The organism is Streptomyces camelliae (assembly GCF_027625935.1).
In the GTDB taxonomy this organism is placed as follows: Bacteria; Actinomycetota; Actinomycetes; order Streptomycetales; family Streptomycetaceae; genus Streptomyces; species Streptomyces camelliae.
In genome coordinates, this window is record NZ_CP115300.1 from 7,526,782 (window position 1) to 7,552,373 (window position 25,592).

Consider the following 25,592-nt stretch of genomic DNA (forward strand, 5'->3'; position numbering starts at 1 on the left):
GCGCCGACCGGCCCGTCGCTTCGCCGGAACGGGGGAACGCGAGGACATGTCCGTGGGGTGAGGGGGAGAACGCCCGCGGCGCCGACCGCTGCGAACCGGGAGCAGGACCTGATCGCGCGCGTCCCTCGCCCCGGCGTGCGCCTACGACTTGGTGTGCGGCTCCTCGGCGTCGTAGCTGGAGGTGCCCTCGTCCAGCAGCGGTTGCTGCTGCTTCAGGTGGGCCGGGGCGAAGGCGCGCAGGGCGTGGTAGCCGGTGATGACGACCAGGGTGCCGAGGGCGATGCCGCTGAGCGAGAAGGTGTCGGTGAACTTCATGCTGACGTTGCCGACGCCGATGATGATGCCCGCGGCGGCCGGCACCAGGTTCAGCGGGTTGCGCAGGTCCACCTTGGCGTGCAGCCAGATCTGGGCGCCGAGCAGGCCGATCATGCCGTAGAGGATCACGGTGATGCCGCCGAGGACACCGCCCGGGATCGCGGCCACGACGGCGCCGAACTTCGGGCAGATGCCGAAGAGCAGGGCGAAGCCGGCGGCGGCCCAGTATGCGGCGGTGGAGTAGACGCGGGTGGCGGCCATCACGCCGATGTTCTCGGAGTAGGTGGTGTTCGGCGGGCCGCCGACGGCCGTGGACAGCATGGAGCCGATGCCGTCGGCCGAGATCGCCGTGCCGAGCTTGTCGTCCAGCGGGTCGCCGGTCATCTCGCCGACCGCCTTGACATGGCCCGCGTTCTCCGCGACCAGGGCGATGACGACCGGCAGCGCGACCAGGATCGCCGACCACTGGAAGGACGGCCCGTGGAAGTGCGGCAGGCCGATCCAGTCGGCCTTGGAGACGCCGGAGAGGTCCAGGCGCCAGTGGTCGGTGACCTTGCCGCCCGGGCCCATGGAGTGGATCTTGCCGAAGATCCGGTCGAACGCCCAGGAGATGCCGTACCCGAAGACCAGACCGAGGAAGATGGCGATACGGGACCAGAAACCACGCAGACAGACGACCGCCAGGCCGGTGAAGAGCATCACCAGCAGGGCCGTCCACTGGTCCTGCGGCCAGTAGGTGGAGGCGGTCACCGGGGCGAGGTTGAAGCCGATCAGCATCACGACCGCGCCGGTGACGATCGGCGGCATGGCCGCGTGGATGATCCGCGCCCCGAAGCGCTGCACCGCGAGCCCCACCAGGAACAGCACCACGCCGACGATGAACACCGCGCCGGTCACCGTGGCGCTCGTACCGCCCTGGGCGCGGATGACGGCGGCCACGCCGACGAAGGACAGGGAGCAGCCGAGGTAGCTCGGGACCCGGCCGCGGGTGGCGAGCAGGAAGATCACGGTCGCCACGCCCGACATCATGATCGCCAGGTTCGGGTCCAGGCCCATGAGCACGGGGGCCACGAAGGAGGCGCCGAACATCGCGACCACGTGCTGGGCGCCCAGGCCCACGGTACGGGGCCAGGAGAGCCGTTCGTCGGGGCGTACCACCGCTCCGGGCGCGGGCGTGCGCCCGTCACCGTGCAGTTTCCAGCGCACGCCGAGATCCATGGTGGGGTTTCGCTTTCTTACGTACATGAAGACGGTCTGCACCATTGTCGCGGGTGGCTGACCTGGGGGCCTCCAGCCCCAGGCTCCTGAGCGGTCGCTTAGTATGGGACTGTCTCAGCAACGATGTTCAGGAGCCCCTCCCGTGACCGCCGAAGCCTCGATCGCCCCCGCCGTCTCCTACGGTCGGCTGATCCCCGTCACCGTCCACTTCGACGACCTCGACGCGCTCGGCCTCCTGCACAACGCCCGCTACCCCGTGCTGGTCGAGCGCGCCTGGACCGAGCTGTGGAGCGCGCACGGCGTCCGCTTCGACGGCGACTGGCACGCGGCCGGCGACGCCTGCAACGCCGTACGCGAGCTGCGCGTCAGCTACGAGGCACCGGTGACCAGCCCCGGCACCTACGCCGTCCACCTCTGGCTGGAACGGCTCGGCACCACCGGCCTGACCTACGGCTTCCGGTTCTGCTCGGCGGACGGGACGCGGACCTACGCCCGGGGCACCCGGGTGTTGGTCCGGCTCGACGCCACGACCATGCGGCCGGCGCCCTGGTCGGAGGCCTTCCGCGCCGTCGGCCGGGAGCTGCTGCGCCCCGCCGGCTGACCTGCCTCAGGGGCGCGGGTCGGGAACGGCGGCCGGCCGCGGGCTGCTCTCCGTGCGGCCGCCGCGCTCGGCGCTGCGCAGCACCCCCGCGAACACCGCGAGCCCGCATGCCAGCGCCGTCACCACGCCGAACGACACCACCAGGCTGGTCGCCTGGGCCACCCCGCCGATCAGACTCGGCGCGATCAGCCCCGAGGTGTAGGTGATCGTCGCCACGCCCGCGATGGCCTGGCTGGGATTCGGGCCCGCGTGCCCGGCCGCCGCGAAGCACAGCGGTACGACCACCGCGATGCCGAGCCCCATCAGCCCGAACCCCGCCATCGCCACCGCCGGCTGCCCGGTGAGGACGATCAGCAGACCGCCCAGCACGGCCAACACCCCGCCGGCCCGGACGGTACGGACCGCGCCGTAACGGTTCACCACCGCGTCCCCGGCGATCCGGGCCACCGCCATGGTCAGCATGAAGCCCGTCGTGCAGGCCGCCGCCACCGCGGCCGAGCTGTCCAGCCGGTCCCGCAGGAACACCGCCGACCAGTCCAGGCTCGCGCCCTCCGCGAACACCGCGCAGAAGCCGACGGTGCCGATCAGCAGCGCCGAGCGCGGCGGCAGCGCGTACCGGGGCGGCGGCTCCTCGTCCTCGGCGGGCTGGAGGTCCAGCACCCAGGAACAGGCCGCCGGCCCGAGGACGGTGAGCACGGCCGAGGCGATCAGGAAGTGCACGCGGGCGTCCGCGCCCAGATGCGCGGCCAGCGTGCCGGCCGCCGAACCGGTCAGCGCGCCCGCGCTCCACATGCCGTGCAGCCCCGACATGATCGACTTGCCCAGCAGCCGCTCGACCTCGACGCCGAGCGCGTTCATCGCGACGTCGGCCATGCCCGCGCTCGCGCCGTAGGTGAACATCGCCAGGCACAGGGTGTACAGGTTCGGCGCCAGCGGTGGCAGGACCAGCGACAGCGTCCACAGCGCGAGCAGCCCGCGCAGCGCCGTACGGCTGCCGAAGCGGTGGCTGATCCGGCCCGCGAGCGGCATCGCGCACGAGGCACCGAAGGCCGTGAACGCCAGCGCGAAGCCCAACTGGCCCGCGCCGAGCGAGGCATGGTCCTGGACCCACGGCACCCGGGTGGCGAAGGAGCCGGTCACGGCGCCGTGCACGGCGAACACGGCCGCCACGGCGTACCGGGCGCGCCGCACCTCGCCGGGCGCGTATCCCACGTCACTCATGTTCCAGCCCCTCCCCACAGGTCGCCCTGCCGGCACGCGCCGTAAACTATCAGGGACCCTGCCTGATAGATAGACGGTTTTACGGCCGCAGCCCGAGGGCGGGGGCTCCGAGGCGGGGGCGAGGGGGACGCCCGCCGATCTGGGAGGATTCCCGTCATGCCCGCATCACCCAGCACCGCCCGGGCCATCAACGACCGGCTCGCCCTGCGGCTGCTCCAGCAGGAAGGCCCGCTGACGGCAGGGCAGTTGAAGCAGCTGACGGGTCTGTCCCGGCCGACGGTCGCCGATCTCGTGGAACGGCTCACCGCCGCCGGGCTGATCACCGTGGTCGGCGAGTCCGGCGAGCAGCGCCGCGGTCCGAACGCCCGGCTGTACGGCATCGTCGCCGACCGCGCCCACCTGGCCGCGCTCGACGTCCGCACCGAGGGCGTCTTCGTGCTGGTGTCGGACCTGGTCGGGCGGGTGCTCGCCGAGGCGTCCGTGCCGATCGGCGGGGACACCGGGACCGGGCCGGCCGTGGAACAGGCGGTGGCGGCGGTGGAGCGCACCGCCAAGGAGGCGGGCGCGGACCGGCTGCACACCGTCGGCATTGGCGCGCCGGGCCTCATCGACCCCGCCACCGGCGACCTGCGCGACTCCGGGGGACTGCCCGAGTGGCACCGCAGCCTGTCGACCGCCTTGCAGCAACGGCTGCCCGAGGCCCGCGTCACGGTGGAGAACGAGACCAACCTGGCGGCCGTGGCGGAGCAACGCGAGGGCGCCGCCCGGGACCGGGACACCTTCGTCCTGCTCTGGCTCGGCCATGGCGTCGGCGCGGCGGTCGTCCTCGACGGCACGTTGCGCCGCGGTGCCTCGGGCGGCACCGGCGAGATCGGCTTCCTGCCGGTGCCGGGCACCGACTCCCTGCCCTCGGCGAAGGACTGCGCCGGCGGCTTCCACTCCCTGACCGGTGCGGCGGCGATCGGCGCCCTGGCAGCGGACCACGGGCTGCCGGTCCCGGCCATGATGGACGGACCGGCGGCGGCGGCGGTCGTGCGGGGGGCCGTGACGGCGGTGCAGCAGGCGCTGGGGGAGCGGGGCGCGGCGGAGGGGGTGCTGGGGGAGCGGGATACGGCAGAGGGGGTGCTGGGGGAGCGGGGCGCGGCGGAAAAGGCGCCGGGGGAACGGGGCGCGGCGAAGGAGGCGGCTCACGCGGGCGAAGCCTCCGGCCCGTCTCCGGCCGCCCCCGCCCCCGTCGGAACCGTCCCCGCCGGAACCGTCCCCGCCGATCACCCCGCCGGCCGCTTCCTCCACGCCCTCGCCGAGCGGATCGCGGTCGGAGCCGCCTCCGTCGTGGCCGTCCTCGACCCCGGCTGTGTGGTGCTCGGCGGCGAGGCCGGACAGGCCGGCGGCCCGGTGCTCGCGAGTCTCGTGCAGGAACGGCTGCGCCGGATGTCCCCGCTGCGCACGGAGGTCCGCGCCGGCACCCTCGGCGGCGCGGCCGTCCTGCGCGGCGCCCTTCTGACAGCCAGGGACCGCGCCCAGGACGAAATCTTCGCCCCCGCGGACCGCACCTGACCACCCACCGGACACCCCGTCCGCTCACGCCCCGGGGTCAGCCTCACCGGCCCGTCCGCCCCGCCTTCCTCCCGTCAGCGGCCGAACCGCCGCCCCAGATACTCCTCGAACGTCACCTTTCCCACCGCCTCATGCGGTGCCAGATGCCCGCCGGCCCGGAAGGCGCGGTACGTCTTGCCGAACAGCGGCAGCTGGGCCACGGCCCGGCGGCGGCCGGTCGCACCGAGGTAGGCGCGGGCCAGGGAGTCGAAGGAGCGGACCTCGGGGCCGCCCATGTCCGATACCCGTCCGGCCGGTGCGGCGAGGGCCAACTCGGCGAGCCGGTCGGCGACTTCGGTCACCTCCACCGGCTGGTCCGACACGCCGGCGGGAAGCAGGAGAACGGGCGGCTTGGCCAGTCCGTCCAGGACCGTGACCACCAGGTCGTGGAACTGGGTCGTGCGCAGCAGCGTGAAGCCGAGGCCCGACTCCTCGATCTGGCGCTCCACCGCCAGCTTGGTCTTGTAGTAGCCGAACGGAATCCGGTCGACCCCGACGATGGAGATGTAGACCAGATGGCGCACCCCGGCCCGCCGCGCCGCCGCGATCAGGTGACCGGCCGCCTGCTCGTCGCCGCCGCGCTGCGTGCTCGCGCAGTGCACCACCGTCTCCACTCCCGCGAGCGCGGTGTCGAGGCCCGCGCCGCCCGTGCGCAGATCGACGGCGTACGGCTGCGCGCGCCGGCTGAGCACCCGCACCTCGCGGTCGTCCGCCCGCAGCCGCTCCGTCACATGGCGGCCGAGTGTGCCGGTCCCGCCGGTCACCAGGATCGTGGTCATGCTGTTCCCGTCCCTCTCGGATTCCGGGTGCCCCGGTCGGGGCACTGTTCGCACGCTCAGACCACGTAGCCCCCGCCGAATGTGACAAGCGCCGGCCGGCGCGGCTACGACGGCACGAGCTGCCGCCGTACGAAGCCCAGCTTGTCCGGGTTCATCGCGGCCCACACATCGGTGATCACACCGTCCCGCAGCCCGAACGCGGCCACCCCGACGAGCACCTCGCCGACCCACGCGGCCAGCCCGCTCGCGCCGTTGACCTCCACCACCGTGTAGGTCCAGTCCGCCGCGAACCGCTCGGCCCCGCCCACCAGGAAGCGCATGACCTTGTCGCGTCCCTCGACCGGACGCAGGGCCGCGGACACCTTGCCGCCGCCGTCGCTCCACCAGACCACGTCCTCGGCGAGCAGCTGCTCCAGACCGGCCACATCGCCCTCGCGGGCCGCCGCGAGGAACGTCGTCACCAGCTGCTCCTGCCGCTCGCGCGCCGGCTCGAACCGGCCCTCCGGCGCGGCGACCCGGGCCACCGCGCGCCGGTACAGCTGGCGGCAGTTGGCCTCGCTCAGGGACAGCACGTCCGCGATCTCCCGGTGGCTGTGGCCGAACGCCTCGCGCAGCACGTACACCGCCCGCTCGGTCGGCGTCAGCCGTTCGAGGAGCACCAGCATCGCCATGGAGACCTCGTCGCGCTGCTCCGCCGACTCCAGCGGGCCGAGCGTGCCGTCCGAGGTCAGCACCGGTTCCGGCAGCCAGGGCCCGCGGTAGTCCTCGTGCCGGGCGCGAGCCGAGGTCAGCCGGGTCAGGCAGAGGTTCGTGACGGTCTTGGCGAGCCATGCGCCCGGGTGCCCGATCGCCGCCCGGTCGGCACCGCTGAACCGCAGATACGCGTCCTGCACCGCGTCCTCCGCCTCGTGCGCGGAGCCGAGCAGCCGGTAGGCGAGCCCGAACAGGCGGGGCCGGTGGGACTCGAACTCGGCGGCGAGCGGCGGCAGTGGCACGGTCATGCGCGTCAGCCTGCCAGAACGGCGATGGCGGCCCGGCGGCGGGCAAGGGCCGTCGTCACCGCCGCCGGACCCGTCCGCACCCTAAAAGGACTAGACCAGTACGGTCAATGGTCCGGACCAGGCTCAATCCGCCCGCCGAGCACGGCAGTCGGCCCGTGTGACTGCGCCGCGCAAGGCCGGTGACACGCACTGTGAGAGAACCCACACTCCTCGCCTGTCTGGACGGCCGTCCGGCGTGGCACACTGGCCGTGTACCAGAAGCAGCGCACTCCGGGGTCGGTGAAAGTCCGAACCGGCGGTTACAGTCCGCGACCCGGTCGCTTCCAGCGACCGGTTGACCAGGTGAAATTCCTGGACCGACGGTTAAAGTCCGGATGGGAGGCAGTGCGCGGCGGGCGGGCACGTATTCGTGCGCGTCGCCGTATCTGGGCTCGTCCGTGCGCGGACGGCCCTTTTTTCGGCGTCGTCCGGTGTGCTCACCCGTACATGCTGTCGTCATCGACAGGCCCCGGAGTTCGTGCCCGAAGAGGCAGGAGGACCCGGGAAGTGTTCACCGGAATCGTCGAAGAGCTGGGTGAGATCACCGCCGTCGAGAACCTCGGCGACGCCTCCCGTTTCCGGCTCCGCGGCCCCGTCGTGACCGAGGGCGCGCAGCACGGCGACTCCATCGCCGTGAACGGCGTCTGTCTCACCGTCGTGGAGCACGAGGGCGACGAGTTCACCGCCGACGTCATGGCGGAGACCCTGAACCGCTCCAGCCTCGGCGCGCTGACCGTCGGCTCCCGGGTCAACCTCGAACGCCCCACCGCGGTGGGCACCCGCCTCGGCGGCCACATCGTGCAGGGCCATGTCGACGGCACCGGCGAGGTGCTGGCGCGCACGCCCTCCGAGAACTGGGAGATCGTGAAGATCTCCCTCCCCGCGGAACTCGCCCGCTACGTGGTCGAGAAGGGCTCCATCACCGTCGACGGCATCAGCCTCACCGTGGTCGAGGCCGGCCCCGACTACTTCACCATCAGCCTCATCCCGACCACCCTCGCCCTGACCACGCTCGGCGTGAAGCAGCCCGGCGACCCGGTCAACCTTGAGGTCGACGTCATCGCCAAGTACGTCGAGCGCCTCCTCGGCGACCGCGCCCAGGGAGCCGGCAAGTGAACTGGCTGAACTCCGAGGCCTTCACCCTCTTCGGCCAGCGCATCATCTGGTCGGACATGACCGGCAACATCCTCGGCCTCATCACGCTCGCCCTCGGCTGGCGCCGCTCCCTGTGGACCTGGCCCGTGCAGTTCCTGTCCGGCCTCGTCCTGTTCGCCGCCTTCTACGGCCATCTCACCGGCAGCGCCGGCAAGCAGGCCGTCGTCATGGCCGTGGCCCTGTACGGCTGGTGGCAGTGGCAGCGCAGCAAGGACCGGTCCGGCGACGGCCACATCGCGCCCCGCTTCGCCACCTGGCGCGAGCGCGCGGCCATGCTCGTCGCGGCCGCCGCCGGCACGGTCGCCGTCGCCCTGTTCTTCCAGGCCCACCCGAGCCTGTCCTGGGACCCCTGGCCGGACGCGTACATCTTCGTCGGCACCGTCGTCGCCATGTACGCCCAGGCCAAGGGCATGGTCGAGTTCTGGATCGCCTGGCTCCTCGTCGACCTCGTCGGCGTCCCCCTCAACTTCACCAACGGCTACGCCTTCTCCGGCTTCGTCTACGTCATCTACGGCGCGCTCGTCCTGTGGGGCATGCGCGACTGGTGGCTGCGCTCCCGCAGGCGTCCGCAGCCCGTCCTGGAAGGAGCTCCGGCATGACCGCGGCACCTCTGCTCCACGACACCGACCCCATCGAGGACTTCCTGCTCGACCCCGTCGAGCAGGCCATCGCCGACATCGCAGCGGGCCGCCCGGTCGTGGTCGTCGACGACGAGGACCGGGAGAACGAGGGCGACCTCGTCATCGCCGCCGAGAAGGCGACCCCCGAGATCGTCGCCTTCATGATGAGCGAGTGCCGGGGCCTGATCTGCGCCCCCATGGAGGGCGAGGAACTCGACCGGCTGCGGCTGCCGCAGATGGTCGAGGACAACACCGAGTCGATGAAGACCGCGTTCACCGTCTCCGTGGACGCCACCGCCGCGCACGGCGTGACCACCGGCATCTCCGGCGCCGACCGCGCCACCACGCTCCAGCTGCTCGCGAGCGGCACGGCCGAGCCGACGGACTTCGTCCGCCCCGGCCACATCTTCCCGCTGCGCGCCAAGCCCGGCGGCGTCCTCGTCCGCAACGGTCACACCGAGGCCGCCGTCGACCTGGCCCGGCTGGCGGGGCTGCGCCCGGCCGGCGCCATCGTGGAGATCGCCGGCGAGGACGGCCGGATGCTGCGGCTGCCCGAGCTGATCCCGTTCGCCCGCAAGCACGGCCTGACGATCATCTCCATCGAGGACCTGATCGCCTACCGCCGCAGCAGCGAGCCCACCGTCCGCCGCGAGGCCGAGACCCGCCTGCCCACCGCACACGGCACCTTCACCGCCTACGGCTACCGGTCCACCGCCGACGGAGTCGAGCACGTCGCCCTCGTGCACGGCGAGATCGGCGACGGCGAGGACGTCCTGGTCCGCATCCACTCCGAATGCCTCACCGGCGACGTCTTCGGCTCCCTGCGCTGCGACTGCGGCCCCCAGCTCGACACCGCCCTGGAGCGCATCCAGCAGGAGGGCCGGGGCGTGGTGGTCTACCTGCGCGGACACGAGGGGCGCGGCATCGGCCTGCTGTCCAAGCTCCGGGCGTACGAACTCCAGGAGCAGGGCCGCGACACGCTCGACGCCAACCTCGAACTCGGCCTGCCCGCCGACGCCCGCGACTACGGCGCCGGCGCCCAGATCCTCGCCGACCTCGGCGTGCGCGGCGTCCGGCTGATGACCAACAACCCCGACAAGACCGACGCGCTGCTGCGCCACGGCCTGAAGGTCACCGGCCGCGAGCCGATGCCGATCCAGGCCGGCGAGCACAATCTCCGGTACCTGCGCACCAAGCGCGACCGGATGGGACACGACCTGCCCTGGCTGGACACGCCCGCCGTGGCCGGCTGCGGCAACCAGTAAGAGAAAGCACTGAGGAGACACGTGAGCGGCAAGGGTGCACCGGAACTGTCCGTACGCAACGCCGGCGACCTGCGGGTCGCCGTCATCGCGGCACAGTGGCACGAGAAGGTGATGGACGGTCTGGTCAACGGCGCCCTGCGCGCCCTGCACGAGCTGGGCATCGACGAGCCGACCCTGATCCGGGTCCCCGGCAGCTTCGAACTGCCGGTCGCCGCCAAGGTCCTCGCGGGCCGCGGCTACGACGCGGTGGTCGCCCTCGGCGTCGTCATCCGCGGCGGCACCCCGCACTTCGACTACGTGTGCCAGGGCGTCACCCAGGGCCTCACCCAGGTCAGCATCGAGACCGGCGTGCCCGTCGGCTTCGGCGTGCTCACCTGCGACACCGAGGAGCAGGCCCTGGACCGGGCCGGCCTGGAGGGCTCGAACGAGGACAAGGGGCACGAGGCGGTGACCGCGGCGGTGGCCACGGCGGCGACGCTGCGCTCAGTATCCGAACCCTGGCACTAGGTCGGCCGCCATAACGGCTAGGGTGGGGCACACCATGTCCAAGAAGACGTTCGAGGAGCTCTTCACCGAGCTCCAGCACAAGGCCTCCCACGGCGATCCCGCCACTTCCCGCACCGCAGAGCTGGTCGGCAAGGGCGTCCATGCCATCGGCAAGAAGGTCGTCGAAGAGGCCGCCGAGGTCTGGATGGCCGCCGAGTACGAGGGCAAGGAGGCGGCCGCCGAGGAGATCTCGCAGCTGCTGTACCACGTCCAGGTGATGATGGTCGCCCGCGGTATCTCCCTGGACGACGTCTACGCCCACCTCTGAGCACCGCCGTAAGAGTCCCGAAGACACCCCGTCACGCAAAGGAAGCCGACCTCATGCTGCGCATCGCCGTCCCCAACAAGGGTTCACTGTCCGGCCCTGCGGCGGAGATGCTGCATGAGGCCGGCTACCAGCAGCGCCGCGAGTCCAAGGAGCTGCGGATCGTCGACCCGGTGAACGAGGTCGAGTTCTTCTACCTCCGCCCCCGCGACATCGCGATCTACGTCGCCTCCGGCCGCCTCGACGTGGGCATCACCGGCCGCGACCTGCTGATCGACTCCGGCGCCGACGCCGAGGAGATCCTCCCCCTCGGCTTCGCCCGCTCCACCTTCCGCTTCGCCGCCAAGCCCGGCACGGCGAACGGCGTCGAGGACCTCAAGGGCAAGACCGTCGCCACCTCCTACGAGGGCATCGTCGCGGGGCACCTCACGGACAGCGGCGTCGACGCCTCCGTCGTCCACCTCGACGGTGCCGTGGAGACCGCGATCGAGCTGGGTGTCGCCGAAGTCATCGCCGACGTCGTCGAGACCGGCACCAGCCTGCGCAACGCCGGTCTGGAGGTCTTCGGCGAGCCGATCATGAAGTCCGAGGCGATCGTCATCCGGCGCACCGGTGCCGACGGCGAGGAGCCGAAGGTCCAGCAGTTCCTGCGCCGCCTCCAGGGCGTCCTGGTCGCGCGGACCTACGTGATGATGGACTACGACTGCCGCGTCGAGCAGCTGGAGAAGGCCGTCGCGCTGACCCCGGGCCTGGAGTCCCCGACCGTCTCCCCGCTGCACAACGAGGGCTGGGTCGCGGTCCGTGCCATGGTCCCCGCCAAGGAGGCGCAGCGGATCATGGACGACCTCTACGCCATCGGCGCCCGCGCCATCCTGACCACGGCCATCCACGCCTGCCGCCTCTGAGGGGTGTGTGAGTGATGTCCGACACTCCCGCGCTTCCCGTGACCTTCCGGCCGGGCCACACCCGGGCGATCCTGCTCACCGCCGGTGTGGTGATTTTCCTCACCATCTCCGCGATCGGGCTGCTGCTGGAACAGCTCGGCCCCGGTGAGCGGCTCACCTTCGTCATCACCGGCGCGCTCATCTTCTGGGTGCTCGCCCTGCTGGCCCGGGTCCGGGTCGTCGCCGACGAATCCGGTGTCACCGTGGTCAACATCGCCAGCAAACGGCGCCTGGAGTGGGCGGAGATCGTTCAGGTGAACCTCCGTCCGGGCGATCCGTGGGTGTTCCTCAACCTCAGCGACGGCACCAGCCTGCCCGCGCTCGGCATCCAGCCGGGCATCGCCAAGCAGCGCGCCATCGCCGACGCGCGGGCCCTGCGGGCGCTCGCCGAGGCCCGCTCGACCGTCGTCCGGGCCGACGAGCGGGGCTGACTCAAGGGACGGCTCGGGGTGCACTCGGGGGCAGATCGGGGTCGGTTCGGGGGCGTCTGCTCTGCCCGAGCGGCCCCTGTCTTGATTAATCTGGTGCCGGAGGCCTTTTCGCTGCGCCTCCGCCCCTGTGCGCCGACCGGCGTCCAGGGGTTCCTGCTACCCGAGGAGTGACTCCCTCCAGCGATGGACGGATCGTCCTGTAGTACCTGCGCCGCCCCTGCCCGACATACCGGGAAGGCGGTGGCAGCGTGACCCTCTCCCTGCTGCTCCTCGCAGCGGCGTTCCTGCTGATTCTCGCCAACGGCTTCTTCGTGGCCGCCGAGTTCGGCCTCGTGACGGTCGAGCGCCCGGAGGCCGAGAAGGCCGCGGCCGACGGCGACCGACGCGCCCGTACGGTCGTGGAGTCGCTCAAGGAGCTGTCCTTCCAGCTCTCCGGCACCCAGCTCGGCATCACCATCACCTCCCTGGTCGTCGGCATGCTCGCCGAACCGGCCCTGGCCCGGTTGCTGCACGGCCCGTTCGCGGCCCTCGGCCTGCCCGACGGCGCCGTCTCCGGTGTCGCCGTGGCCGTCGGCATGCTGCTGGCCTCCGCGCTGCAGATGGTGATCGGCGAGCTCGTGCCCAAGAACTGGGCCGTGTCCAAGCCGCTCCAGGTGGCGCGCTTCGTCGCCGGTCCGCAAGCCCGCTTCTCCCGCCTCTTCCGGCCGGTGATCGCCGCGCTCAACACCGTCGCCAACCGGCTCGTGCGGGCCCTCGGCGTCGAGCCGGCCGACGAGCTGGCCTCGGCCCGCACTCCGGGCGAACTCGTCTCCCTGGCCCGGCACTCCGCCCGGGCCGGCGCCCTGGAGCAGGACACCGCCGACCTCTTCGTCCGCACCCTGTCCCTGGGCGAGCTGACCGCGCAGCACGTCATGACCCCGCGCGTGAAGGTCAGCGCCCTGCAGGACACGGCCACCGCCGAGGACGTCGTCAACCTCACCCGGGCCACCGGCCTGTCCCGCTTCCCCGTCTACCGGGAGAAGATCGACGAGATCGTCGGCATGGCCCACCTCAAGGACGCGCTGGCCGTCCCGGTGCACGAGCGGCTGCGCACCCCGGTGAGCCGTATCGCCCGCAAGGCGCTGCTGGTCCCCGAGACGCTGCCCGTCCAGCCCCTGCTCGCCCGGCTCCGCTCCGGGCAGCCCATCGCGGTCGTCGTCGACGAGTACGGCGGCACGGCCGGCGTCGTCACCCTGGAGGACATCGTCGAGGAACTCGTCGGCGAGGTCCGCGACGAGCACGACCGCCCGGACGCGCCGGAACTCGCCGTCGCCCCGCCGCAGGACGGCAAGCCCGCCTGGGACGTCGACGGCAGTGTCCGCGTCGACATCCTCCAGCGCATAGGCCTGGACGTGCCCGAGGGGCCGTACGAGACGGTCGCCGGCCTCGTCGCCGACCTGCTCGGCCGGATCCCGGCCCCCGGCGACCGGGCCGAACTGCCCGGCTGGCGGCTCTCGGTCCGCCAGGTCGGCCACTACCGCGCCGAACGGGTCCGCCTGGTCAGGACGGCCCCGGTGGTCAACGTGATGGAGGCCGCCCGATGAGCGTCCTCCAACTGGTCCTCGCCGCGCTGCTCGTGCTCGCCAACGGCTTCTTCGTCGGCGCCGAGTTCGCGCTCGTCTCCGTCCGCCGCAGCCAGATCGAACCGCTCGGCACGGCCAGGGCCCGCCAGGTCCTCTACGGCCTGGAGCGCCTGCCCCAGATGATGGCCGCGGCCCAGTTCGGCATCACCGTGTGCTCCCTCACCCTGGGCGCCGTCGCTGAGCCGACGGTGGCGCATCTGCTGGAGCCCGTGTTCGAGGCGGTCCGCCTTCCCGAGGGCGTGATCCACCCCCTGGGCTATGTGATCGCGCTCGCCGGTGTGGTCTTCTTCCACCTGGTCATCGGTGAGATGGTGCCGAAGAACCTTGCGATGGCGGCCCCCGAGAAGGCGGCCCTGTGGCTGAGCCCCGGCCTGGTGGCGTTCGCCCGCCTGTGCAAGCCGATCACGGTGGCCCTGGGGGCCTGTGCCCAGGCCATCCTCCGCCTCTTCCGGGTCGAACCCAAGGACGAGGTGGAGGCTGTGGTGACGAGCGAGCAGCTCAACCGCCTCCTGGAGGACTCCGGCCAGGCCGGTCTCCTCGACCCCGAGGAGCAGGAACGCCTGGAGGACGCCCTGGAGCTGGGCTCCCACCCGGTGACGGACGTCCTGCTGCGTCGCGAATCCCTGGTGACGGTGACCCCGTCGGTCACCCCGGGCGAGATCGTCGAGCTGACGGCCCGCACGGGCTACTCCCGCTTCCCGGTCTCGGCGACGGACAAGGGCCCCTTCATGGGGTACGTCCACGTGAAGGACGTCCTCGACCTGGAGCACTCCGACCGCGCCGTCCCGCAGCACGTCTGGCGCCCCATGGCCACCCTGCGGGCCGAGCTGCCCCTCGACGACGCCCTCACGGTCATGCGCCGGGCGGCCACGCACCTGGCCCAGGTCGCCGACGCCTCCGGCAAGGTGCTGGGTCTGGTGGCCCTGGAGGACGTACTGGAGCTGCTGGTGGGGGAGGTCCGGGATCCGGCGCACCGGGAGATGCCGGACGTGCAGCTGCTGGAGCCGAGGATCAGCGGGGAGCCGGAGGGAGTGCTCGCCAACTAGCGGGTTGTGAGCGCCCTTCGGGGCGCTCACAACCCCGACGGATCCTGCGGCCCCCTCCCCGACAGCACCTCCCCGTACGCCTGCATCAGATCAGGCAGCCGCAGCGTCGCCAGATCCTCCCGGGACAGCGAGCCGAGATACGCCGACAACCGCAGATCCCGGTAAGCACAGCTCTTCTCGTACAGCGTCCGCAGAAAGCGGCCGTTGCCCAGCTCGTCGATCCACCCCTGCTCGACCACGTGCCCGGCGATCGACCGCAGTTCCTCCAGCGCCTCCTCGTCCCACATGTCCCCGTTCTCCGCCGCCAGCACCTTGCCGATCTCGCTGAGTTCCTGCGGGCGGTAGGAGGGGAAGTCGACACGGGTCGTGAAGCGGGAGGACAGCCCCGGGTTCGCCGCCAGCAGCCGGTCCATGCCCTCGGGATAGCCGGCCAGGATCACCACCAGGTGGTCCCGGTTGTCCTCGGCCCGCTTCAGCAGCACCTGCAGGGCCTCGTCGCCGTACGCGTCCCCCTTGCCGTAGCCGGAGTTGGACAGCGAGTACGCCTCGTCCACGAACAGCACGCCGCCGATCGCGGAGTCGATCAGCTCGTTGGCCTTCACGGCCGTCTGCCCGAGGTACTCGCCGACCAGGTCCGCCCGCTGGGCCTCGACCAGGTGGTCACCGCCGAGCAGGCCGAGCGCGTAGAAGACACGGCCGAGGATCCGGGCCACCGTGGTCTTCCCCGTCCCCGACGGGCCCGAGAAGACGAAGTGCCGCTTCGGCGGCTGCACCGGCAGTCCCTGCCCGGCCCGCAGCCGCGCCATGTTCAACTGCGCCGACAGCGCCTTCACCTGGCGTTTGACCGGTTCCAGCCCCACCATGCGCTCCAGCTCGGCGAGCGCCTCCTCCAGCAGGGCGGGATCGGTGGGCCCGGCCGGGATGGGCGAGGAGGGGGCGCCGGTCTTCACCCGTACCGCGGGGTCGGTCACCGACGGCAGGGGGCCGGTCGGCAGATCCGGCTCCGTCAGCCGCAGATCACGGCCCTCGGTGCCGAAGAGCGGATCGAAGCCGTCCGGACCGTCCACGGTGTCCTGCCCGGCACCGGTCAGGCTGATCGCGGCGAGGTCGGCGGTGTCGTCGTACCCGTCGCCCTCGGCGATCGCCGCGAGCCGGGCCGAGGTGTCCATGAAGGCCGGGTCGACGCGGTGCACGGCCCGGTACAGCGGGTGCGCCGCCGCCGAGCGGCCGGTGCCCTCGTGCGCCCGAGCCAGCCAGTAGCGCAGCTCCTTGCGCTGCGGCTGCTCGCTGCGACAGCGCATCAGCGCCGCCGACAGCAGCGGCTCGGCCTGGCCGTACATCTCCAGCCGGACGCGGGCCATGCCGCCGAACAGTCCGGCCTCGATGCCGAGCAGGGGGTCGTCCAGCAGCGGGTCGGTGTGCCGGACCAGCTGGTCCCAGTCCTTGACCAGATAGGCGCGGCAGGCGTGCAGGAAGCGGACCTGGGGGTCGGTGTCGACCGGGGGCAGTCCGGCGAGCGCCCGGTCCAGCTCGGGCACGTGCCGGCCGTCCAACCAGTGCGAGGCGTGGGCCAGCAGCAGATCGCGCGGGCTCTCCAGCACCGGCTGCACCCACCAGCCCAGCCAGTACCAGGAGTTGAGGGCCCTGCGGTGCCGGGTGCGCTGCTCGCCGAAGCGGTCGCGGTGCCGGAACATCCGCAGCAGCGCGGTCGTCGTGTCGACCCGGAGCGCGTGCAGGCCGAGCCAGCCGTCCGCCATCCCCGGATCCATCCGCACCGCGGTGCGGAACTCCTCCTCCGCCTGCGGATAGGCACCCATCGTGTAGGCGTCCACCCCGCGCAGCCAGGCGAGGTCGGCCGGGGCGTCGGGGCCCTGCGTGCCGAAGTCCATCCGTCCCCCCACAGACCGTGCCCCCGTGGTTCACCACCGGGCGGACGCCCGGGGCCGCCGCGGTCGAACCGCCGTGCCGCGGACCGGAGTTGCAGGTGCGCGAGGCAGCCGCCCGTAGGTCGCACCGAGGGCATCGTACCTGCGGTACGACCGCGTACCGAAGGGTGCCGTACCCGCCGTTTGACGAGGTGGAAGCAGACAGGGCGCACGCGTTTTCGTGACCCAGGGTGAGCGGATCGGTGCGTGGGGCGCCCGAAAAGGTGTCTATGGGCAGAACGAAGCCCCCGGTCACGGGGGAACAACCGGGGGCTTCGCGTCGGTGGGCGGTTCCGAAGGACCGCACATTGAGAACGTAAGACCTGTACGGGCCCCCGGTCAAGCGGAGTTGAGGCACTTCGGGAAGTTCACCCGCGGGGTTCCTTCACAACTTCACCACAATGCGGAGGACTCGTCACTCTGGGTCATGTTCTGGTCCGGTCCAGCGGTTGACCCGGGCCCCGGCAGCACCTCGTACCCCTCCGGTGTCTGCGTCACCAGGAGATCGGCATGGGGGCGCGAGGGGTCAGCGGCGAAGTGTGCGCGCTCCGCCTCGACCCAGCCGTCCCAGAACTCCCGCTGTTCCGCCCCGTCCCGCAGCCGGCCGCGCGTCCAGGATTCCTCCCTCGGCAGCTCCATCCACAGCAGCCGGGCCAGGTGCGGCCGCAGCGCGCGCCGGCCGGCACCGACGCCCTCCAGTACGACCACGGGCGCGGCCGGCAGCGGCAGCGGCGGACCGAAGGCGCGGGCCCGCCAGTCGTAGGGGGTGTAGTGCGCGCTCTCGCCACGGGCGAGCGGGCGGATCACCTGGGCCAGGAGGCGGTCGGTCCACTCGAAGAGCTGTTCGTGGCTGGAGATGTCGTCGAGACGCAGCACCGGCGCCCCGCCGAGGGCCGCGGCCAAGTGCCCGGCGAACGTGGACTTTCCGGAGCCGGCGTGCCCGTCGACGCCGATCAGCCGGACCGGGCCGAGGGAGGGGGGAAGCCGGCGCAGCCGGGTGGCGAGGTCGCGAATGATGGGTCCCGGGGGTGGGTAGATGTGGGCGGTTTTCCGGAAACAGTGTAGTAGTGGTCGCGTTTTGAATCACCGGCTGGCAGCCAGTCAATGGTTCGGATAAACATTCGTGAATCGCCTGACCGATATGTCGAATTCGGCGTTCCGGGTGTGCCCGCCGCTGAGTATGGTGCCTCCAGCGCAACCGCCGATGCGTCGTACGGGGACTGGCAGGGGGACATGGCCGCGGAGTTATTCGAGGGGCACTATGTGTGGCATCCGGCGGCCGACGACCGTGTGCTGGCGAGCGTATGCGTCGATGTGCGCGCCGGACGTTATCGATACGCCTACGAGGCGCTCGCCGAGACGCGTTCCGACTTCGGCCTGCGCGCCCACCGCTCGCTGGTCCTCGCCTCCGAGGCCGCCGGCACCGATCTGGTCGAGCGCTGGCTCGCCGAGGAGCCGACCCCCGAGTCCGCGCTGATGTGGGCCCGGGTCGCGGTGCAGCGCGCGCTGCGGGCCGCCGACGCGCGCGACGAACGCGCCGAGGCGCTGGAACGGATCGCCCTGACCGCCTGCGACCGTGCGGCCGCCCTGGCCCCCGCGGACCCCACCCCCTGGGCAGCCAAGCTCGCCATGGCCCGGCTGCACCGGCTGCGCGACCCGGCCCCGCACGGCCTGCTCACCGCCCCGCCCGGCCCCTGGCGGCTGTTCGCGCATGTCCTCTCCCTGGACCCCTGGCACCGCGAGGCCCACCACCGCTTCCTGTCGTTCTTCTTCACCCGTCACGGCGGTTCCGTCAACGCGGCCTGGGACGTGGCCGCCTTCCTCAGTCAGCGAGCGCCCGCCGACTCCGCCCTGCGGCTGCTGCCCCTGGTCGCCCTGGTGGAGAGCTACAACCCGACCCAGCTGCTCGCCGACCGCGTCTGGGAACAGCCGCAGTGGCGCTCCACCGCGCTCGCGATCTACCAGAACTGGCTGCCCGCGGTGGCCGGTTACCGCTTCACCCCGGTGCTCGACCTCGCCTACCTCGCGCACGCGCTGGTCATGGCCCAGCGCGAGTTCGAGGCCCGGGCGGTGTTCACGGCGATGGGCCCGTACGCCTCGCGCATGCCCTGGAGCGCCTTCGGTGACCCCGCCGAGCAGCTCTCCCGGGCCCGGCGCGCCTGCGGGCTGCCCGTCCCCGGAGGCGCCTGATCCGCACGTGCTCTGTCCCCCCCACCGAGAGAAAGGCGACCAGTGCGTAAAGACTCGCTCGTACTCGACGACGACGCGACCCTGCATGCGATGGGTTATCCACGGAAACTCACCCGGCGTTTCCAGGCGTTCGACAATTTCGCGATCTCCTTCACCATCATCAATATCCTCTCGGGTATTTTCTCCTCCTTCGGATTCGGTATGGGTGCGGGCGGCCCCCGCATTCTCGTGTTCGGGTGGATCGGCGTCTCGATCATGGTGCTGCTCATCGGCGCGGCCATGGCGGAAGTCGCCTCCGCCTATCCGACGAGCGGCGCCCTGTATTTCTCCGCCGGTAAACTCGCCAAGCGGCACAAGGGCGCCTGGTCCTGGTTCACGGGCTGGCTGAACTTCGTGGGCCAGATCGGCGGCACCGCCGCCACCGGCTACGCGGCCGCCACCTTCATCCAGGCCTTCGTGCGCCTTCAGTGGCCCTCGTACCAGCCGACCACCCATCAGACGGTGCTCATCACCGCGCTGATCATCGTGGTGCAGGGGCTCGCCAACACCTACACCGTCCAGCTCGTCGCCGTACTGAACCGTATTTCCGTGTGGTGGCTGCTGGTCGGACTCGTCGTGATCGTGGGCGCACTCATAGTGATGCCCGATCATCATCAGTCCGCGTCGTTCGTGACGCATTTCGAGAACAACACCGGCTTCACGAGCGGACTTTACGGAGGCATGCTCGGTCTGCTGGTCACCAGCTGGACCTTCACCGGGTTCGACGGCAGCTTCCACATGTCCGAGGAAACGGTTCACGCGACGGTCAACGCGCCCAAGGGGATCACCCGGTCCATCGGCTATTCGGCGATCACCGGTCTGATCCTGATGCTGGCACTGGTCTACAGCATTGGCGACTACGCCAAGGTGGCCTCTTCCGACGCGCCGCCCGTCGAGATCCTCATCGACGGCCTCGGCCTCGGCACCGCCAAGGTGATGCTCCTCATCGTCATCGGCGCGATGCTCTTCTGCGGTCTCGCCAACCTCACCAGCAACACCCGGCAGATCTTCGCCTTCTCCCGGGACGGCGCGATGCCCGGCTCGCGCTGGTGGCACTCGGTCTCGACGCGCACCCGTACGCCCGTGAAGGCGGTGTGGCTCGCGGTGGTGTGCTCACTGGCCCTGGTGCTGCCCGGCTGGTGGTCCCACACGGCGTTCACCGCGATCGTCAGCGTCAACGTCGTCGGTCTCTTCCTCGCCTACGCCGTGCCGATCTTCCTGCGGCTGCGGCTCGGCGACGCGTTCGAGCCGGGCCCGTGGCACCTGGGCCGCTGGGGCCGTCCGGTCGGCTGGCTCGCGGTGATCTGGATCCTCCTCAGCAGCGTCCTGTTCATGCTGCCGCAGGCCTCGCCGATCACCGTCGACTCCTTCAACTACGCGCCGATCGCCCTCGCCGTCGTCCTGCTCGTGGCCACGGTGTGGTGGTTCGCCACGGCCCGCCGCCGCTTCCAGGGACCGGTCAGCTACGGCCGCCCCGACGAGGTGGCGGCGATGGATCTCGTCTGACCTCGCACACCCCGCGCCCCCAGGGGTGCGGGGAACCGTGCTTCACCAGAGGCCCAGACCAATATTCATCGCGCGCCATGCGCCGAAGTGCTGGCAGGGCCATGCCGCCTGCTCCATAGTTGGGCGGACCACGCATCGCACCCGGCCCGACCCGGACACCTGGGGGTAACCGCGCCCATGAGCAGAGCCCAGCAGCCGTCCCGCAGAACCGTCCTCACCGCCGCCGCAGCGGGCGCCGCCGCGGTCGTGGCCTGCACGACGACCTCCGCCGCCGAAGCCGCGCAGCGCACCGTCGCCGAAACCGCGCGGCGCACCGCCGACGACCCCGCGCAGGCCCGCCCGATCGACTACCACGCCTGGACCACGTACCACGAGTGGCGCCTCGGCGCCGCCCAGGGCGTCCGGGCCGTCGCCGGCGCCCGCCCCGGTGTCGTGATCGGCACCCCCGCCGGCCGCACCGACTACACAGACCCGCACACCGGCACGACCGCCACCTGGGAGTACGCCGTCTGGACCGCGCCGGTCCACGTGCTCACCGCCCCCGCCACCGAGGTCGTCGCCTCCTGGAACGCCCACACACCCGCCGGCACCTGGCTCCAGGTCGAACTCCAGGGGACGTACTCCGACGGCACCGCCACCCCCTGGTACGTGATGGGCCGCTGGGCGGCCGGCGACCAGGACATCAAGCGGACCTCGGTGGACGGCCAGGGCGACGGAAAGAGCGCCATCTCGACCGACACCTTCGCCATCGACGACGCCGGCACCGGTCTGCGCCTGACGTCGTACCGGCTGCGCCTGACCCTCTACCGCGAGCCCGGCACCCAGCTGACCCCCACCGTCTGGCGGCTCGGCGCCATGGGCTCCGACATCCCCGACCGGTTCACCGTCCCCGCCTCCGTCCCCGGCCTCGCCCGGGAGCTGATCGTCCCGCGCTACTCGCAGGAGATCCACAAGGGCCAGTACCCGCAGTACGACAACGGCGGCGAGGCCTGGTGCAGCCCCACCTCCTCGCAGATGATCATCGAGTACTGGGGCGGCCGGCTCACCCCCGAGCAGCTCGCCTGGGTCGACCCCTCCTACGCCGACCCGCAGGTCGACCACGCGGCCCGCTTCACCTACGACTACCAGTACGAGGGCTGCGGCAACTGGCCGTTCAACGCGGCCTACGCGGCCACCTTCGACGGCATCCAGGGCGTGGTCACCCGGCTCGCCTCGCTCACCGACCTGGAGACGCTGATCGGGGCCGGTATCCCGGCCATGACGTCCCAGTCGTTCCTGAAGACCGAGCTGACCGGCGCCGGCTACGGCACCTCCGGCCATCTGATGACCGTCATCGGCTTCACCGCGGACGGCGACGTCATCGCCAACGACCCGGCCTCGCCGAGCGACGACGCCGTACGACGGGTCTATCCGCGGCGGGAGTTCGAGAACATCTGGCTGAGGACCAAGCGGTACAACGCCTCCGGCAAGGTCGTCTCCGGCACCGGGGGAGTCTGCTACCTCTACTTCCCGGCCCACCCGACCCCGCACCAGCGCAAGGCGCTCGCGGCGGTGGGGGTGTGCTGACCGTGTGAGCAAGCTCATCACCGCACAGGCCGTCGCGGGTGGCAAGGTGGACCAGTGGGTGGGGACCGTTCTGCACGTCCGACCTCTGTGAGTACCACCATGACCGCACACCCGGCCACCGCCACCCGCGCCCGCACCGGCGGCCCCAAGGAAGACGGCCCGAAGATCTTCGAGCACGTCATGGGCTGGGTCCTCGTCGCAGTGGTCGCGATGTTCGTGACCCAACTCGGACTGCTCTGAACCGATCCGCTCACGCGTACGGCATGTTCTGACATACTGCGGAGGTCCCGCCGACCGCCTGGAACAGGGTCGAAATTGACTATGCCGCACCAGCGTGCCGCCGTCCGTCCCCGGGTGCGCGGCACCGAGCGCTCGGTCGCGCGTCGCGCCGAACTCATCTCCATCGGGCGGAAGTTGTTCGCCGACACGTCCTACGACGCGCTGTCCATGGACGACATCGCCCGCCAGGCCCAGGTCGCCAAGGGGCTGATCTACTACTACTTCCAGTCCAAGCGCGGCTACTACCTGGCGATCATCGAGGACTCCGTCGCCGACCTGGTCACCTTCGCCGCGAGCGGGCTCGAACTGGCCGCCGTCGACCGCGTGCACCGCACCGTCGACAGCTATCTGCGCTACGCCGAGCACCACCAGGCGGCCTACCGCACCATCGTCAGCGGCGGCGTCGGCTTCGACGCCGAGGTGCACGCCATCCGGGAGGGCGTGCGCGAGGCGATCGTCGCCACCATCGCCGAGGGCGCCTACGGCCGCCGGGACATCTCCCCGCTGGCCCGGATGAGCCTGCTCTCCTGGGTGTGCAGCGTCGAGGGCGCGACCCTGGACTGGATCGACCGCCCCGTGCTGTCCCGCGACACCATGCGCGAACTGCTGGTGAAGACGCTCGGCGGTGCCCTGCGGGCCGTCGAGGAACTGGACCCGGCCTACCCGGCCCCGCAGCCGGCCCGCCGCACCACCTGACGGCCTCCGCTCCCCGGGGCTGTGCAGGAACGCGGGCCCATTCTTGTCATGCACCTTACAAAAAGGAGGTGGCGAAAACTTCCGGCTGGATTCTTGAAGTAAGCGGTCGTTAACTGGTGACGGGAGGTCGCTGATCGGGCATACTCACTGCGCACAGCCGCTGGCCAGCACCTTCCCGAGACCCGGGAACGGTCGCCTGTGGCATCCGGAACGACTCAGGCGGAGCCGCCCCCACCCCCACGGGCCACCCGCCCGTGCCCGACAGGGAGGAGACCGACGCCATGTCCGACCGCGACCCGCAGCCGGTGGAGCGTCAACTGCCCACGGAAGAGGCGAGGGATCTGCTCGCGCTCGTCCGTGAGATCGCCCAGCGTGAGATCGCGCCGAAGGCCGCCGAGGAGGAGGACGCCGGACGCTTCCCGCGCGAGGTCTTCACCCTGCTCTCCGAGTCCGGCCTGCTCGGCCTCCCCTACGACTCCGAGTACGGCGGCGGCGACCAGCCCTACGAGGTCTACCTCCAGGTCCTGGAGGAGCTGGCCATGGCCCGGCTCACCGTGGGCCTCGGCGTCAGCGTCCACACGCTCGCCTCCTACGCGCTCGCCACCTACGGCACCAAGCAGCAGCAGGTCGAGCACCTGCCCGCGATGCTCGGCGGCGGCCTGCTGGGCGCCTACTGCCTCTCCGAGCCGTCCTCCGGCTCCGACGCGGCCTCGCTGCGCACCAAGGCGGTGCGGGACGGCGACCAGTGGGTGATCAACGGCACCAAGGCCTGGATCACGCACGGCGGCATCGCCGACTTCTACACCGTGATGGCCCGCACCGGCGAGGAGGGTCCGCGCGGCATCACCGCCTTCCTGGTCCCCGGCGACGCCCCCGGCCTGAGCGGGGCCGTGCCCGAGAAGAAGATGGGCATGAAGGGCTCGCCCACCGCACAGGTCCACCTCGACGGCGTCCGCGTCGGCGACGACCGGCGGATCGGCGAGGAGGGCCAGGGCTTCTTCATCGCCCTGTCCGCGCTCGACTCGGGCCGGCTCGGCATCGCCGCCTGCGCGATCGGCCTCGCCCAGGCCGCCCTGGACGAGGCGGTCCGCTACGCCACCGAGCGTCGGCAGTTCGGCCGGCCCATCGCCGACTTCCAGGGCCTGCGTTTCATGATCGCCGACATGGCCACCCAGATCGAGGCCGGCCGCACGCTCTACCTCGCGGCGGCCCGGCTGCGCGACGCCGGCAAGCCCTTCGCCAAGCAGGCCGCCATGGCCAAGCTGCACTGCACCGACACGGCCATGAAGGTCACCACGGACGCCGTGCAGATACTCGGCGGCTACGGCTACACCGCGGACTTCCCGGCCGAACGCTATATGCGCGAGGCGAAGGTCCTGCAGATCGTCGAGGGCACCAACCAGATCCAGCGGATGGTCATCGCCCGTCACGTGGCGGGACCAGAGGGTCGCTGAACTCCCCCCTGAGGACCGTCGGGGCCGCCAGCCTGACCCACTCCGGGTCGTGGCGGCCCGGCAGGGTGCGGCCCCCGTCGGCCCAGACGCGCAGGAGATCGCGGTAGATGGGCGGGTCCGGCGGCACGGGCGGCGGAAGTGATTCTGCGGGGCGCGGAACGAAGAGCCGGCGCTGACGCCCGGTGGCCGAATACATGGGGGTCATGCCTGGGCAACGGGATGCCGGCCGGGCAGGTCACCACCGCACGGAATCGGGCGTCAGTTCACGCGCATCCGCTTCTCTCTCCGCCCTCCGCGACTGGCCTGACGTACCGCCGGCGCATCGTACGTCAAGGGGTGTCCGTGGCCGACGACCGCTGCACCGTCCAGGTCTTCGACCAGGCAGGCCGCGCCCTGTTCATCCTCGGGCTCGGCGTCTACCCCAACCTCGGCATGATCGACGCCTACGCCACCCTGCGCAACGGCGACACCCTGCACTCCGTCCGCGCCTCCGACGCCCTCGGCGAGGACCGGATGCGGCTCGCCGCCCGCTGCGCATCGAGGTCGCCGAGCCGCCCGGCCGGCGGCGCCTGACCTGCGCGGACGAGGGCAGTTGGCTGCACGCGGCGAGTGAGGCGGAGCGCGAGCGTCCGGGAGCGGCCACGATCGGGCTGCCGGCCCGGCCGTACGCAAGTCCCGCCCAGCGAGGCCGACTTCCTGTCCCTGCCCGGCGACGGGGACGCCCGGCGCCGGCATGTCGCGTCCCAACGGACCTACCGCGCCCGGGTGGTGGACGGACTCGCTCCCTCACCCCTGATCGAGGCCGCCTTCGGCCGGCTGGCGCAGCTGTGGCCGAGCGAGCCCGGAGAACCTGTCCTGACCTGGGGCGAAGCGCGCATCGGGAACGTGGTCCACGACGGGTTCGAACCCGTCGCGGTCCTCGACCGGGAGATGGTGACACTCGCCCCGCGCGAGGTCGACCTCGGCTGGACCGTCTGTCCGCACCGCTTCTTCCACGACCTCACGGTCGCCTCAGGACAGCGCGGGCTGCCCGAACTCCTGCGCCGGGACCGGGCCGAGGCCCGCTACGGCGACCTGACCGGGCACACCGCACGGGACATGGACTTCTACGTCCTCTAGGCCGCCCTGCGGCACGCGATCGTCACGCTGCGCATCGCCTACCGCCAGGCGTACTTCGAAGAGGTCGCCGTCCCGGCGGACCCGGACATGCTGATCCTGCACCACGACAGCCTGCGCGCCATGGTGCGGGGCACGTACGGAACGGAGTGAGAAG

General features: G+C 71.6%; 23 protein-coding genes, 1 pseudogene and 1 riboswitch. Of the genes and pseudogenes, 18 read left to right on the forward strand and 6 right to left on the reverse strand.

Translation table 11 applies throughout. The features are described from left to right. Positions 1-141: 141 nt before the first annotated feature. Positions 142-1,533: a uracil-xanthine permease family protein gene (locus tag O1G22_RS34535; protein WP_270084883.1), complete on the reverse strand. Its 1,392-nt coding sequence runs from the start codon at positions 1,531-1,533 to the stop codon at positions 142-144. A 142-nt stretch (positions 1,534-1,675) separates the two neighbouring features. Here O1G22_RS34535 and O1G22_RS34540 point away from each other — a divergent pair, with 142 nt between their 5' ends. Continuing rightward, positions 1,676-2,134: an acyl-CoA thioesterase gene (locus O1G22_RS34540; RefSeq protein WP_270084884.1), complete on the forward strand. Its 459-nt coding sequence runs from the start codon at positions 1,676-1,678 to the stop codon at positions 2,132-2,134. 6 nt (positions 2,135-2,140) lie between these two features. On the opposite strand, the gene O1G22_RS34545 is transcribed toward O1G22_RS34540, so the two are convergent. Further along, positions 2,141-3,355, reverse strand: coding sequence for an MFS transporter (locus tag O1G22_RS34545; RefSeq protein ID WP_270084885.1), 1,215 nt, complete (start codon positions 3,353-3,355; stop codon positions 2,141-2,143). A 156-nt stretch (positions 3,356-3,511) separates the two neighbouring features. Between O1G22_RS34545 and O1G22_RS34550 the strand changes: the two genes are divergently transcribed. Next, entirely contained in the window at positions 3,512-4,912 is a 1,401-nt protein-coding gene (locus tag O1G22_RS34550) for an ROK family transcriptional regulator (protein WP_270084886.1), read from the forward strand. A 74-nt stretch (positions 4,913-4,986) separates the two neighbouring features. On the opposite strand, the gene O1G22_RS34555 is transcribed toward O1G22_RS34550, so the two are convergent. Together O1G22_RS34555 and O1G22_RS34560 are read right to left on the reverse strand one after the other, a co-directional pair. Beyond that, a complete protein-coding gene (locus O1G22_RS34555) occupies positions 4,987-5,730 on the reverse strand; it encodes an SDR family oxidoreductase (RefSeq protein ID WP_270084887.1) in 744 nt (247 codons plus the stop codon). 104 nt (positions 5,731-5,834) lie between these two features. Continuing rightward, positions 5,835-6,731 (reverse strand): RNA polymerase sigma-70 factor, encoded by an 897-nt coding sequence (locus O1G22_RS34560; protein WP_270084888.1) that lies wholly within the window; start codon positions 6,729-6,731, stop codon positions 5,835-5,837. Positions 6,732-6,992: 261 nt separating this feature from the next. Further along, a riboswitch (FMN riboswitch) is annotated at positions 6,993-7,123 on the forward strand. A gap of 154 nt (positions 7,124-7,277) precedes the next feature. Here O1G22_RS34560 and O1G22_RS34565 point away from each other — a divergent pair. The 9 genes from O1G22_RS34565 to O1G22_RS34605 all read left to right on the forward strand — a co-directional run bounded on the left by O1G22_RS34565 (position 7,278) and on the right by O1G22_RS34605 (position 14,664). Beyond that, positions 7,278-7,886 carry a riboflavin synthase gene (locus O1G22_RS34565; RefSeq protein ID WP_270084889.1) on the forward strand — a complete coding sequence of 203 codons (609 nt, stop codon included), beginning with the start codon at positions 7,278-7,280 and terminating at the stop codon, positions 7,884-7,886. Beyond that, positions 7,883-8,524 carry a nicotinamide mononucleotide transporter family protein gene (locus O1G22_RS34570; RefSeq protein WP_270084890.1) on the forward strand — a complete coding sequence of 214 codons (642 nt, stop codon included), beginning with the start codon at positions 7,883-7,885 and terminating at the stop codon, positions 8,522-8,524. The genes O1G22_RS34565 and O1G22_RS34570 overlap by 4 nt, the downstream gene beginning before the upstream one ends. Next, positions 8,521-9,810 carry a bifunctional 3,4-dihydroxy-2-butanone-4-phosphate synthase/GTP cyclohydrolase II gene (locus tag O1G22_RS34575; RefSeq protein ID WP_270084891.1) on the forward strand — a complete coding sequence of 430 codons (1,290 nt, stop codon included), beginning with the start codon at positions 8,521-8,523 and terminating at the stop codon, positions 9,808-9,810. The genes O1G22_RS34570 and O1G22_RS34575 overlap by 4 nt, the downstream gene beginning before the upstream one ends. 21 nt (positions 9,811-9,831) lie before the next feature. Next, complete coding sequence (gene ribH / locus O1G22_RS34580) at positions 9,832-10,317, forward strand: 6,7-dimethyl-8-ribityllumazine synthase (RefSeq protein ID WP_225101232.1); 486 nt, start codon at positions 9,832-9,834, stop codon at positions 10,315-10,317. A 34-nt stretch (positions 10,318-10,351) separates the two neighbouring features. Next, a complete protein-coding gene (locus O1G22_RS34585; RefSeq protein WP_225101231.1) occupies positions 10,352-10,624 on the forward strand; it encodes a phosphoribosyl-ATP diphosphatase in 273 nt (90 codons plus the stop codon). Between the two features lie 53 nt (positions 10,625-10,677). Further along, positions 10,678-11,526 carry an ATP phosphoribosyltransferase gene (gene hisG, locus O1G22_RS34590; RefSeq protein WP_270084892.1) on the forward strand — a complete coding sequence of 283 codons (849 nt, stop codon included), beginning with the start codon at positions 10,678-10,680 and terminating at the stop codon, positions 11,524-11,526. A gap of 14 nt (positions 11,527-11,540) precedes the next feature. Then, the gene (locus tag O1G22_RS34595) at positions 11,541-11,996 is read left to right on the forward strand and encodes a PH domain-containing protein (RefSeq protein WP_270084893.1); all 456 of its coding nucleotides are present in this window, start codon (positions 11,541-11,543) and stop codon (positions 11,994-11,996) included. A 248-nt stretch (positions 11,997-12,244) separates the two neighbouring features. Continuing rightward, positions 12,245-13,579 (forward strand): hemolysin family protein, encoded by a 1,335-nt coding sequence (locus tag O1G22_RS34600; RefSeq protein ID WP_270084894.1) that lies wholly within the window; start codon positions 12,245-12,247, stop codon positions 13,577-13,579. Continuing rightward, positions 13,576-14,664, forward strand: coding sequence for a hemolysin family protein (locus tag O1G22_RS34605; RefSeq protein ID WP_270084895.1), 1,089 nt, complete (start codon positions 13,576-13,578; stop codon positions 14,662-14,664). The genes O1G22_RS34600 and O1G22_RS34605 overlap by 4 nt, the downstream gene beginning before the upstream one ends. 26 nt (positions 14,665-14,690) lie before the next feature. Here O1G22_RS34605 and O1G22_RS34610 read toward each other — a convergent pair whose 3' ends face one another. Then, positions 14,691-16,553, reverse strand: a complete 1,863-nt coding sequence (locus O1G22_RS34610; protein WP_270084896.1) for an AAA family ATPase — start codon at positions 16,551-16,553, stop codon at positions 14,691-14,693. A gap of 429 nt (positions 16,554-16,982) precedes the next feature. Continuing rightward, positions 16,983-17,603 carry a uridine kinase family protein gene (locus O1G22_RS34615; RefSeq protein ID WP_270086622.1) on the reverse strand — a complete coding sequence of 207 codons (621 nt, stop codon included), beginning with the start codon at positions 17,601-17,603 and terminating at the stop codon, positions 16,983-16,985. 219 nt (positions 17,604-17,822) lie between these two features. Here O1G22_RS34615 and O1G22_RS34620 point away from each other — a divergent pair, with 219 nt between their 5' ends. From O1G22_RS34620 to O1G22_RS34650, 7 genes and pseudogenes are all read left to right on the forward strand, one after another. Continuing rightward, on the forward strand, positions 17,823-18,779 hold the full coding sequence (locus O1G22_RS34620; protein WP_270084897.1) for a hypothetical protein: 957 nt from the start codon (positions 17,823-17,825) through the stop codon (positions 18,777-18,779). Positions 18,780-18,869: 90 nt separating this feature from the next. Further along, complete coding sequence (locus tag O1G22_RS34625; protein ID WP_270084898.1) at positions 18,870-20,324, forward strand: amino acid permease; 1,455 nt, start codon at positions 18,870-18,872, stop codon at positions 20,322-20,324. A 177-nt stretch (positions 20,325-20,501) separates the two neighbouring features. Continuing rightward, positions 20,502-21,890, forward strand: coding sequence for a C39 family peptidase (locus O1G22_RS34630; protein ID WP_270084899.1), 1,389 nt, complete (start codon positions 20,502-20,504; stop codon positions 21,888-21,890). Between the two features lie 99 nt (positions 21,891-21,989). After that, positions 21,990-22,130, forward strand: a complete 141-nt coding sequence (locus O1G22_RS34635; RefSeq protein ID WP_270084900.1) for an SCO1431 family membrane protein — start codon at positions 21,990-21,992, stop codon at positions 22,128-22,130. An 81-nt stretch (positions 22,131-22,211) separates the two neighbouring features. Next, positions 22,212-22,865, forward strand: a complete 654-nt coding sequence (locus O1G22_RS34640) for a TetR/AcrR family transcriptional regulator (protein WP_270084901.1) — start codon at positions 22,212-22,214, stop codon at positions 22,863-22,865. Between the two features lie 281 nt (positions 22,866-23,146). Beyond that, a complete protein-coding gene (locus O1G22_RS34645; RefSeq protein WP_270084902.1) occupies positions 23,147-24,319 on the forward strand; it encodes an acyl-CoA dehydrogenase family protein in 1,173 nt (390 codons plus the stop codon). A 345-nt stretch (positions 24,320-24,664) separates the two neighbouring features. Continuing rightward, positions 24,665-25,588, forward strand: a pseudogene (locus O1G22_RS34650) (protein kinase family protein); the annotation flags it as partial. Between the last annotated feature and the right edge of the window lie 4 nt (positions 25,589-25,592).

What these genes read in the sequence shown, in the direction of transcription:
- O1G22_RS34595 (WP_270084893.1), top strand. Translation starts at nt 11,541, where the DNA reads ATGTCCGACACTCCCGCGCTTCCCGTGACCTTCCGGCCGGGCCACACC.
- O1G22_RS34545 (WP_270084885.1), bottom strand. Translation starts at nt 3,355, where the DNA reads ATGAGTGACGTGGGATACGCGCCCGGCGAGGTGCGGCGCGCCCGGTAC.
- O1G22_RS34635 (WP_270084900.1), top strand. Translation starts at nt 21,990, where the DNA reads ATGACCGCACACCCGGCCACCGCCACCCGCGCCCGCACCGGCGGCCCC.
- O1G22_RS34555 (WP_270084887.1), bottom strand. Translation starts at nt 5,730, where the DNA reads ATGACCACGATCCTGGTGACCGGCGGGACCGGCACACTCGGCCGCCAT.
- O1G22_RS34605 (WP_270084895.1), top strand. Translation starts at nt 13,576, where the DNA reads ATGAGCGTCCTCCAACTGGTCCTCGCCGCGCTGCTCGTGCTCGCCAAC.
- O1G22_RS34625 (WP_270084898.1), top strand. Translation starts at nt 18,870, where the DNA reads ATGGGTTATCCACGGAAACTCACCCGGCGTTTCCAGGCGTTCGACAAT.
- O1G22_RS34630 (WP_270084899.1), top strand. Translation starts at nt 20,502, where the DNA reads ATGAGCAGAGCCCAGCAGCCGTCCCGCAGAACCGTCCTCACCGCCGCC.
- O1G22_RS34575 (WP_270084891.1), top strand. Translation starts at nt 8,521, where the DNA reads ATGACCGCGGCACCTCTGCTCCACGACACCGACCCCATCGAGGACTTC.
- O1G22_RS34645 (WP_270084902.1), top strand. Translation starts at nt 23,147, where the DNA reads ATGTCCGACCGCGACCCGCAGCCGGTGGAGCGTCAACTGCCCACGGAA.
- O1G22_RS34640 (WP_270084901.1), top strand. Translation starts at nt 22,212, where the DNA reads ATGCCGCACCAGCGTGCCGCCGTCCGTCCCCGGGTGCGCGGCACCGAG.
- O1G22_RS34620 (WP_270084897.1), top strand. Translation starts at nt 17,823, where the DNA reads ATGGCCGCGGAGTTATTCGAGGGGCACTATGTGTGGCATCCGGCGGCC.
- O1G22_RS34560 (WP_270084888.1), bottom strand. Translation starts at nt 6,731, where the DNA reads ATGACCGTGCCACTGCCGCCGCTCGCCGCCGAGTTCGAGTCCCACCGG.
- O1G22_RS34610 (WP_270084896.1), bottom strand. Translation starts at nt 16,553, where the DNA reads ATGGACTTCGGCACGCAGGGCCCCGACGCCCCGGCCGACCTCGCCTGG.
- O1G22_RS34550 (WP_270084886.1), top strand. Translation starts at nt 3,512, where the DNA reads ATGCCCGCATCACCCAGCACCGCCCGGGCCATCAACGACCGGCTCGCC.
- hisG (WP_270084892.1), top strand. Translation starts at nt 10,678, where the DNA reads ATGCTGCGCATCGCCGTCCCCAACAAGGGTTCACTGTCCGGCCCTGCG.
- O1G22_RS34535 (WP_270084883.1), bottom strand. Translation starts at nt 1,533, where the DNA reads ATGGATCTCGGCGTGCGCTGGAAACTGCACGGTGACGGGCGCACGCCC.
- O1G22_RS34585 (WP_225101231.1), top strand. Translation starts at nt 10,352, where the DNA reads ATGTCCAAGAAGACGTTCGAGGAGCTCTTCACCGAGCTCCAGCACAAG.